This is a genomic window from Actinoallomurus acanthiterrae (genome assembly GCF_054775715.1).
Genome location: NZ_BAAHCO010000002.1, coordinates 17,279 through 26,425, shown reverse-complemented (window position 1 = coordinate 26,425; position 9,147 = coordinate 17,279). Strand labels below are relative to the sequence as shown.

13 protein-coding genes and 1 riboswitch are annotated in these 9,147 nt (G+C 42.8%); of the genes, 4 read left to right on the top strand and 9 right to left on the bottom strand.

The genetic code is table 11. The features are described from left to right. Window positions 1-24: 24 nt before the first annotated feature. Entirely contained in the window at window positions 25-654 is a 630-nt protein-coding gene (locus ACYVF7_RS59640; RefSeq protein WP_000599926.1) for an OB-fold-containig protein, read from the bottom strand. 268 nt (window positions 655-922) lie between these two features. On the opposite strand from ACYVF7_RS59640, the gene glgS reads away from it, so the two are divergent. Beyond that, window positions 923-1,123: a cell surface composition regulator GlgS gene (gene glgS / locus ACYVF7_RS59635; protein WP_000350095.1), complete on the top strand. Its 201-nt coding sequence runs from the start codon at window positions 923-925 to the stop codon at window positions 1,121-1,123. Window positions 1,124-1,165: 42 nt separating this feature from the next. Here glgS and ACYVF7_RS59630 read toward each other — a convergent pair whose 3' ends face one another. The 7 genes from ACYVF7_RS59630 to ubiK form a co-directional block, all read right to left on the bottom strand. Continuing rightward, window positions 1,166-2,047, bottom strand: a complete 882-nt coding sequence (locus tag ACYVF7_RS59630) for a fimbrial protein (protein WP_001737510.1) — start codon at window positions 2,045-2,047, stop codon at window positions 1,166-1,168. A gap of 183 nt (window positions 2,048-2,230) precedes the next feature. Beyond that, window positions 2,231-2,602, bottom strand: coding sequence for a fimbrial biogenesis chaperone (locus ACYVF7_RS59625; RefSeq protein ID WP_001326477.1), 372 nt, complete (start codon window positions 2,600-2,602; stop codon window positions 2,231-2,233). Then, window positions 2,602-2,988, bottom strand: a complete 387-nt coding sequence (locus ACYVF7_RS59620; RefSeq protein ID WP_001326478.1) for a fimbrial biogenesis chaperone — start codon at window positions 2,986-2,988, stop codon at window positions 2,602-2,604. The genes ACYVF7_RS59625 and ACYVF7_RS59620 overlap by 1 nt, the downstream gene beginning before the upstream one ends. A gap of 6 nt (window positions 2,989-2,994) precedes the next feature. Continuing rightward, complete coding sequence (locus tag ACYVF7_RS59615) at window positions 2,995-4,926, bottom strand: fimbria/pilus outer membrane usher protein (protein ID WP_460358932.1); 1,932 nt, start codon at window positions 4,924-4,926, stop codon at window positions 2,995-2,997. Between the two features lie 630 nt (window positions 4,927-5,556). Next, complete coding sequence (locus tag ACYVF7_RS59610; RefSeq protein WP_460358931.1) at window positions 5,557-5,868, bottom strand: fimbrial protein; 312 nt, start codon at window positions 5,866-5,868, stop codon at window positions 5,557-5,559. Between the two features lie 69 nt (window positions 5,869-5,937). Further along, on the bottom strand, window positions 5,938-6,105 hold the full coding sequence (locus tag ACYVF7_RS59605; RefSeq protein WP_460358775.1) for a hypothetical protein: 168 nt from the start codon (window positions 6,103-6,105) through the stop codon (window positions 5,938-5,940). 284 nt (window positions 6,106-6,389) lie between these two features. Continuing rightward, window positions 6,390-6,716 (bottom strand): ubiquinone biosynthesis accessory factor UbiK, encoded by a 327-nt coding sequence (gene ubiK, locus ACYVF7_RS59600; RefSeq protein WP_460358773.1) that lies wholly within the window; start codon window positions 6,714-6,716, stop codon window positions 6,390-6,392. Window positions 6,717-6,801: 85 nt separating this feature from the next. Continuing rightward, a riboswitch (FMN riboswitch) is annotated at window positions 6,802-6,950 on the top strand. A 103-nt stretch (window positions 6,951-7,053) separates the two neighbouring features. On the opposite strand from ubiK, the gene ACYVF7_RS59595 reads away from it, so the two are divergent. The 3 genes from ACYVF7_RS59595 to ACYVF7_RS59585 are packed head-to-tail and all read left to right on the top strand — an operon-like array spanning window position 7,054 to window position 7,709. Beyond that, window positions 7,054-7,242 (top strand): 3,4-dihydroxy-2-butanone-4-phosphate synthase, encoded by a 189-nt coding sequence (locus tag ACYVF7_RS59595; protein ID WP_241213886.1) that lies wholly within the window; start codon window positions 7,054-7,056, stop codon window positions 7,240-7,242. 4 nt (window positions 7,243-7,246) lie between these two features. Continuing rightward, window positions 7,247-7,519, top strand: a complete 273-nt coding sequence (locus tag ACYVF7_RS59590) for a 3,4-dihydroxy-2-butanone-4-phosphate synthase (RefSeq protein ID WP_460358930.1) — start codon at window positions 7,247-7,249, stop codon at window positions 7,517-7,519. After that, complete coding sequence (locus ACYVF7_RS59585; RefSeq protein ID WP_460358928.1) at window positions 7,449-7,709, top strand: 3,4-dihydroxy-2-butanone-4-phosphate synthase; 261 nt, start codon at window positions 7,449-7,451, stop codon at window positions 7,707-7,709. Before ACYVF7_RS59590 ends, ACYVF7_RS59585 begins: the two co-directional genes overlap by 71 nt. A 492-nt stretch (window positions 7,710-8,201) precedes the next feature. On the opposite strand, the gene zupT is transcribed toward ACYVF7_RS59585, so the two are convergent. Continuing rightward, window positions 8,202-8,975, bottom strand: coding sequence for a zinc transporter ZupT (gene zupT / locus ACYVF7_RS59580; RefSeq protein ID WP_001295627.1), 774 nt, complete (start codon window positions 8,973-8,975; stop codon window positions 8,202-8,204). Window positions 8,976-9,147: the final 172 nt, after the last annotated feature.

The following is a 9,147-nucleotide window of genomic DNA, read 5'->3' as shown; positions in this document are numbered from 1 at the left end:
TTAAATTTCCTTTTGATTAATAAATTACAATATTTGGGGCCAGGGATTGTTTTCCGCCAAATATCGCGTTGCAGAAAGTCGGCAAATAATTAACACTTTGTCTCCTTTAGTGAAAATTTTTCCTTCTTCAGGCTCCAGTAGTAAATAATGTATTTGGCCAAATTGATCGGTGAGTTTTCCTTCGCAGGGATTACCTGAAGTGGCTTGATGACCGGTAATTAATGCCATGCTACCAATATATTCTTCTTCTGTAATAGCTGAACTATGGTCGCGTGGAATCCAGGGCGCAACTATTTTACCGGTATAATGCACCGCAATAATCGTAAACAGTAAACTGACAGGAACCACGAACAGGTTCGACAGTGGTGATTGCCAGACCATGATGCAGGCATGCTGCAACAGGATGCCAATAAGACCAAAAAAACCAGCCAGTAAGCAGAGAACGACGAGAGCTGGCAATCTTCCAATATTGAGATAATGAAGTGCCTGGCTAATATGACCTGTGGTTATGGAATCATAATGGTCAAGATGTGCATCAAGAGCACCGGAGAGCATGTGACCGCAGATAAGCGCAAAAATTTCTAAAAGGCCGATCAACAGTACAAAGGAAATAGCGAAAAGATAAGGGGTGTTATAGTCGGCGAATAAAATCATATGTCACTCCAATGTCCATTTAGTGACGCAATATTTACTTTGGAATAGTTTCCTTGCTTACATTTATCTTTGTTAATAATAACACATGTTAGAGAAGTTCTGGAAGAGAAAGTCTTTTAATATGGTTTTTTATTTTTCACTAAAAAGTGTGATCGGGGACAATATATTTACGCACGTTATGTTTAAAGGCACTACACTGATTGGGGAATACTGAAATCAGAAAAAGCATATGGCCTTAAAAGGTATGCGATAACCGGAGGATGTGCTTATGGATCATAGTCTTAATTCTTTAAATAATTTCGATTTCCTGGCGCGTAGTTTTGCCAGAATGCACGCAGAAGGTCGCCCGGTCGATATTCTGGCCGTTACTGGTAACATGGATGAAGAACATAGAACCTGGTTTTGCGCACGTTATGCCTGGTATTGCCAACAGATGATGCAGGCAAGAGAGCTGGAGTTAGAGCACTGATATAACGGGCCTGATGGCCCGTTTTAGTGTTTGTATTAGATACTAGTTATAGGTGATTTTCAGGATTACGTCTTTACTAAACGGTCCCTCAACAACCGTTTCTGCCGGGTTCGCACTCAGTTCTGCCCTGAATGGTGCGGTGACCGAAGGCGCACTAGACGATGAAAAAGAAGCAAATTGTGAGAAGCGGTTAAATTCCGTTGCTGTTCCATCGTTATGAAATATCTTCAATAGCAGACCATTACCTATATCCAGATGGCTATAATCACTCAAAATATCCGTAGTGAAAAAACTCCCTAAAATATTAAACTGCTCAGTACAGGCCGCACCCGGATCTTTGGTCATGACTACGCTAAACGTCTCACTCACGCTGGTATTTTTAATTGTTCGGGAATTTATTTTACCAAAGTCGACAACGCCATCAGCTGGTTCCAGATCAACATTAACAAAGCAGTCAAGGACATGAATGTTATTTAATCCGCGAATCCTGAAGGTCAGATTTTTATCTACTTCTATAGCACCTGCTCCGCTCATACCTTTAAATTCAAGTGCTATATATTCGTCAGGTAATACAAGTTTTTTATTTACTTTATTGGCATTTTTAGCTAGCTTAATATATAGCTGCACTCGTACTGGAAAAGTTACTGATAATTGCGGTTCAGGACCGCCACTACAGACTGCGGGCTTTTTGTAGCCATTCCCGAAGGTTCCGGCTCCCTTTATATCAATACATACAGGTGCTGCAATAGGTAGTGGAGATGTAGAATCATAATCAACCCCATTATAAGTTACACCGAAAGTATAAGAGTTTTGATTATAAAAGTCTTGACCTGATGCTAACAACATCATTATATTTGCCCATGCAGATGGGTATTCTTCTCCTGGAGATGGGCCTGGTAGTGCATTATTACAGAAAACATTCATAAAATATTCACTGCTTTGCCAGATTTTATCACCTTTTTACCATCGCTGGGGATAGAGATTCTTGGTACGTAACCAATGACAACGGTATTTCCACCTTCATGTTCAGCATAGCAGTCCATTGCCCATGCAGGTAATGAACTAAAACCCATAAAAAAAGTAATAACAATTAACAAGTAGCGCATATTATTGATCTCGGTTGGCTACAGAAATATTACAAATGTTATTTACTACAGGGCAGTTTATTTCATAAAAACTTAATCCACCAAAGTCATTGATATAACCCACCTGAAAAGTTGACGGAACATTTTTAAACTGCGTATTTGCATAGCTAAAAGGGGTTACCATTAAGCTTTGCGTTTGTGGTAACATCGTTACCCCATTTGTTCCGATATAACCCAGCGTAACGTGATAAGGCATCTTATTGTTAAAGCGGATCGAACCGTCATTTCTACGAATGATTTCAACTTTTTCGTAAGTCATTACCCCATCGTCTTCTAATTCAATGGCTTTTGGCCGCCAGAATAGTTTCAATGCGTGCTGCATAGTGACTTGCATCACATTTTTTTATCTGTTTTGGGCGGTATTTCTCGCACGTTAAAATAGAAGAGCGTTTCTCTGTCTTTAGGAAGTTGAGCAATTTTTTCCTGAGTTATCATTCTTATTTGAATTTGCTCACTGGGATTTAAACGCACCATTGGAGGAACAGTGACAATAAAGTCACGCGATTTATTGCCTTTCGTATCTTCTATCCATGTTTGGGCCAGATAGGGCAGGTTTTTACTTTGATTAGTAAGTTTTAATGCTTCGCCTTTATCTGACTCATTCATTATGATACGGGTACGATCCGGGATGATGGCACCCCAGGCAATGCTGCTCATACAGGAGAGTAATACTCCTGCTGCAATGATATTCTTTGTATTTAAGTAGCGCATTAGTTTCATCCTGAATTAATTTTGGCTAATACACGGTAAAATAGCCGTTCCGGTGGTTAAGTTGCTGCTATTGGGTGGTTGAATAAAACAAGATTTGTCACCCCAGCGTAAAGCAAGTTTGTTATCATCCTGAATGCCGTTGAGGTATACAAAGCCGCCATCAGCAACCAGTCCTAATTCTTTGTGGCTGGTTTCATCTTTTACGCTAATCCCCAGTGGTGGATGACTACCATCTGCCAGGCGAATAACCCCTATGATTTGGTAGCCCTTGCGGGTATCAAGTTTGGCGTAGCCAATAGCACCCTCGGTTAAGGTGGTGGTGATAACCGAGTTTTCGATATCCACATTTTCTGGCAGATTTCGGGTATCAACACTTAATGATGTTGTTATGTAACTGCTGACTGATGGAATAACTCCGATGCCATACCGATTAGTTACCGCGCGTTTATTGTTCAACGGAATATCTTCAGTGCCGTCTGCGTCGATCATAAAACGCGAGTCAGCACTACCGCTATAGTCGTGGAAAGCGGCACCGTGGCGAGTCGCAGTGAATGAACCATTCCAACTGGCATTCAGAGAATAATAACTGTCTCGCTGTGATGTACCGGAGAGGTAGAGTCGACCGTTCTCGGTATTATGCTGATAACTGGCGCGTAGTGACGCTTTCATATCTTTGAATTCATCATTGTCGCCTGAAGCAGAAACGCTCCAGGAATTATTTCGATCGGAAGAGTCATACCACGAAGCAGTATGCGAAATCTCATTATCCTGATTTCGTTGCATACCATAGCTCAATGTTCTACTAGTTCCCCAGGGAATCGAAATATTTAGGTACAGTTGATCCTGGTTGTCTTCTTCCCAGTTTATTCGGCTAAATGTTAGAGAAGTGGAGACGTTTTTTAATGGCCCGATATCAAAATCGCGGCTAAGTGATAATGAATAATTCACATTACTGCTGGCGTCCCAGTAAGTATTACGAGCCAAACTTACGTATGTATTTAACCTTAATGATTCAAGATACTGGTTAAACGTGACAATATAACTCTCTTTTTCATTCTGATAATTCGTGTAATGGTTAGTGTCATTGATATATTCATTCATTGTCACAAAGTTTTTATCAGAGAAACGGTAACCAGCGAAAGTGAGCTGGCTACCGGTAGATTCAAAACGTTTTGAATAGTTAGCGCGGTAGCTATAACCCGTTTCTTTATCCTGATTATGCAACTGAGCATCAGATCGTGTGACATCAAAAGATAATGAACCTAATGAGTTAAGATTAAAACCAACGCCGGCAGCCAGAGATTGATAATCACGGTTTGTTAAAACTGAACCACCATACAGGGATACATTGTTCAGCCAACCCCATGAGAATTCACCAGTCCAGAAGAAGGGTTGTTGTAAGGAATCACCACCAACGCTGGTCGGTTTACCCATAGCAGTGGTGTAGCGAATCTGCCCTTTACGCGTCAGATAAGGAATACTATTAGATGCAACTTGCCATTGCGTAACGCGTCCGTCCTCTTCTTCAACCTTGACGTCAAGTTGCCCCTGTAATGTATTGAATAAATTGGTAATAGCAAATGGGCCTGGAGGAACATTTTCTTGATAAATAATACGGTTGTTCTGTGAGACAGTGACCTTTGCATTCGTTTGTGCGACACCCGTGATTTGCGGTGCGTAACCACGTAGGTCTGGCGGTAACATATTCTCATCGCTTTTCAACGAAATGCCAGAAAAATGGAAAGAGTCGAAAATAGAGGATTCAGTATCGTATTGACCTATAGTTAGTTTTGCATTCATTGCTGGGATTGGGCGAAACAAATAAATACGCGGAAAATCCAGGTTGGTCGCCTGGCTTTTGCCATTGTTAAATGACTGATCGTACTGGTAATCAGTACGCAGGCGCCAGGCCCCAAGATTAACCCCAGCCTGCCCATAGGAACTTATATTTTGCGAATTATCGCCCTGATGTGGTGCATAATGAGAGGCATATAAATTGTAGTCAAGAAATGCCCCAGCAATACCATGATACCCAAGGTTCTAGGAGCAGGTCCAGTTTGCATCTTTGTATTCTAACCATGCCTGAGGTGCAGATAGGATAATTGCATTTTCCCTTGATCGAGATAAGTTGTAATTTGTTTTCTTTTCGATAGGGTACAACCATCGATCAGGTTTTGCTGAGCCTCTTCAATAATACTGATCAGTAAAGCCCAACAAGGTTAATTGCTCTGGCGTCAGACAAACTGCAGATTTGGTTATCATGATACCCATTGCAGGTCCAGATGGATTGGCGTCCTTTTATTATTAATAAGAGCGTTTAATGAGTATTTACCTACGGGTAATTGGCCATCAGTTTCAAATTGGAAAGGTTAACGTTTTCACGATCTTCGGCTTCGATTAAATCTTTGTTGAATTCAACGGCATAAGCTGACGCACAACCAATGATGAGAACGGATAATGAACAATAAATATTTTTAATCAATTCGCTTATTGTGGTTAATTTTAATTTTTTATACATCTGATCCACTTATCATTAATCCGTTAATGATGTGGCCGGGCGAACCCGGCCAAATGCGATTACTGGTAAGCAATCTTGTAGTCAGCCTGAGCGTAAACGTTGCCCGGGGTGGCATCTTTGCTTGGGGATTCCATACGAGCTTTGAAGTTCAGTTCCTGATAGCTGTTGGTATTGTTGAACGTAATTACTACCGGAGTACCTAAAGTTACTTCGCCGCTCTGGCTGTCCAGAATACGTACGCCAACGCCTGTGGCGCCGCCGATTTCAGTTTCTTTGGTATTTTTCAGAAAGGTCAGACTGACCGTCATGATTTGCTGTGTGAAAGTAACCTTCGCTTTTGAATAAGTGTTCCACCCTGACTCAGCATGCAGTCCTGCAGGTGAATAGTGAAAGGCTCAGCCAAAGATTTCTGGTCGCTTTTCAGAACGGTATCTGCTACTTCACCCAGATTTACAGTTAAAGTCTTCGTCACCTGGTTTAATAGAACATGGAGCAGAGATAACTTCACCTTTAAATTTAACAATGCCGTGACCTTCGTCAGCAAATACGTTATTGGAAAGAATCATTGCTACGCCAGCAACAAGAAGTGACTTTTTAAAAGCGGACATAATATTCCTTTATATAAAGATGAGTAGAAAAGAGAATGATTGGTAACTGTTATTTAAGGCTGACTAATCATTGAAATATGATATTTTACTTTTGTGTGTTTTATGAAATTAGTTTATCTAAATATGGATTAAGTAAAACTTAAAAAATACATAGCAATTATACTTTCAATTGCACTCATTCATTTTTGTGATGGTATTCTGAATGGGATTACGCGATAAGGTAATAGAAAGCACTGTAAATTAGAGGATTAATTCATAATTTACAGTGCATTAAAGACAAATGTTTACAGCGTTGGGGGGAGAGTCTCTGGATATGGCTGCTTTTTGATCTCAGTACTGCGATTTTCCAGTTCGCTGATTCTTTGTTCAAGCAGCGCCAGTTTTTCACGAGTCCGTAACAGGACTTGCGTCTGAACGTCGAATTCTTCGCGGCTTACCAGATCGAGACGCGTCAGCTGCGCTTGTAGGGTTTGGCGGATTTTTTTCTCCACATCTTCCCCGAACTCCCTGATTCCTTTAGGCATTGATTCGTGAACCTGGCGAGCGATTTGCTCAATTTTTTTCGGGTCAATCATTGTAGTTTCCCTGTACTGATAGGTGTTGAGTGCCATTGTAGTGCGATAAGGGTAAGTCATAAACCAGAATTATGTGAAGCTATGCGTTGCTGGCGCTAATCATTAGCGTTATAGTGAATCCGCTTATTCTCAGGGCGGGGCGAAATTCCCCACCGGCGGTAAATCAACTCAGTTGAAAGCCCGCGAGCGCTTTGGGTGCGAACTCAAAGGACAGCAGATCCGGTGTAATTCCGGGGCCGACGGTTAGAGTCCGGATGGGAGAGAGTAACGATTCTGTCGGGCATGGACCCGCTCACGTTATTTTGGCTATATGCCGCCACTCCTAAGACTGCCCTGATTCTGGTAACCATAATTTTAGTGAGGTTTTTTTACCATGAATCAGACGCTACTTTCCTCTTTTGGTACGCCTTTCGAACGTGTTGAAAATGCACTGGCTGCGCTGCGTGAAGGACGCGGTGTAATGGTGCTTGATGATGAAGACCGTGAAAACGAAGGCGATATGATCTTCCCGGCAGAAACCATGACCGTTGAGCAGATGGCGCTGACCATTCGCCACGGGTAGTGGTATTGTTTGCCTGTGCATTACTGAAGATCGCCGTAAACAACTCGATCTGCCAATGATGGTAGAAAATAACACCAGCGCCTATGGCACCGGTTTTACCGTGACCATTGAAGCAGCTGAAGGTGTGACTACCGGTGTTTCTGCCGCTGACCGTATTACGACCGTTCGCGCAGCGATTGCCGATGGCGCAAAACCTTCAGATCTGAATCGCCCAGGGCCACGTTTTCCCACTTCGCGCGCAGGCAGGTGGTGTACTGACGCGTGGCGGTCATACTGAAGCGACTATTGATCTGATGACGCTGGCAGGCTTTAAACCGGCTGGTGTGCTGTGTGAGCTGACTAATGACGATGGCACGATGGCGCGTGCACCAGAGTGCATTGAGTTTGCCAATAAACACAATATGGCGCTCGTGACTATTGAAGACCTGGTGGCATACCGTCAGGCACATGAGCGTAAAGCCAGCTGAAAACCGCTGCTTAATTTACTGCCTTAATCAAGAAACCGAAGTTGTAGCAGGCTTCGGTTTTTATTTTCCCTGCTATGCAAGATGTTAATTCCGCTTCTCTTTCTATGAGAAAATTTCATTAATATCAGGCATTCTTTTTCATTATGATCAAAATCATATAATTGTTCCGTTATTATGCGACCATATGAATATATCCGAAAAAGGATATGTGAAATTTATGCGCTAAATGTTTAGTAATGTTAAATTTTGAAGGTGAAAAGGATGTTTATTGCCTGGTACTGGATTGTATTAATTGTTCTACTGCTGGTGGGCTATTTCCTGCATCTTAAACGTTACTGTAAAGCTTTTCGCCATGACAGAGATGCGCTGTTAGCTGCCCGAAGTAAATAGATAAACGCTCCGATAAAGAAGTGTTTGAAAAGCATCAATAATACCTTTAATAACGATACAGATGTTGCCTTTAGCAATGGGCAACATCTGTCATTATCGTCTTTAACCAATTCCCGCCGTTTGTAGCAGCACTAAACTGAATCCCATCACTGACATTCCACATAGTACGCCATAGCTGGGGTTATTATTAGGGTCAATCTCTTTGGCGAGCGGCATTAATTCATCAACCGAGAGCGCCACCATAATTCCTGCAACCGCCGCCATGATTGCCGCCATGACCACCGGGGAAATCATGCTACCGAGGATTAACCACGCCAGCACACCACCAAGAATTTCTGCCAGTCCAGAAATCCCCGCCCACAGAATTGCGGTGCGTTTAGACCCCGTTGCCGCGTAAACCGGGCCTGCAACCGCCAGACCTTCAGGAATATTGTGCAACGCTACGGCCAGGGCGATGCCAAATCCCAGCTCCAGGTTGCTGCTCGCCGTGACAAAGGTGGCAATCCCTTCCGGGAAGTTATGCAGACTGATACCGAGAGTGAGCAGAATGGCTGTGCGCTTGATCGATTTTGGCAACGGCTGCACCGATTTTTGCATTAAATCCTGCGGATGCGCATGTGGCAACATGCGGTCCAGGCCAAAATAGCCAAGCAGACCGAAGATAAACATTCCATAACCCAACACAGGCGACATTCCTTCGGCGGCTAGTGCGGCAGGAAGCATTTCCATTAATGAGATGAGCAACATGATCCCCGCCGCAAATCCTAGCGAAAACGCCAGTAAGCGGTTCGAGGGTTTTTGCCCGAGAACGCCGAGAAACGCGCCAATAAACGTGGCTGCCCCCGCCAGTATGGTCAGAATGAGAGGTACTGACATCGACAACTCCTTATAAATCTTCACCTTCAGGCAGATCGTCAAAATAACTGATGATCATCATCATTGTTATCCGGGTTCTTACTCCGCCGAACAAGCGTATTGTGAGGATATCAAAATGACACCTTTAGTTAAGGATATCATCATGTCTTCAACACGTATGCCAGCATTGTTT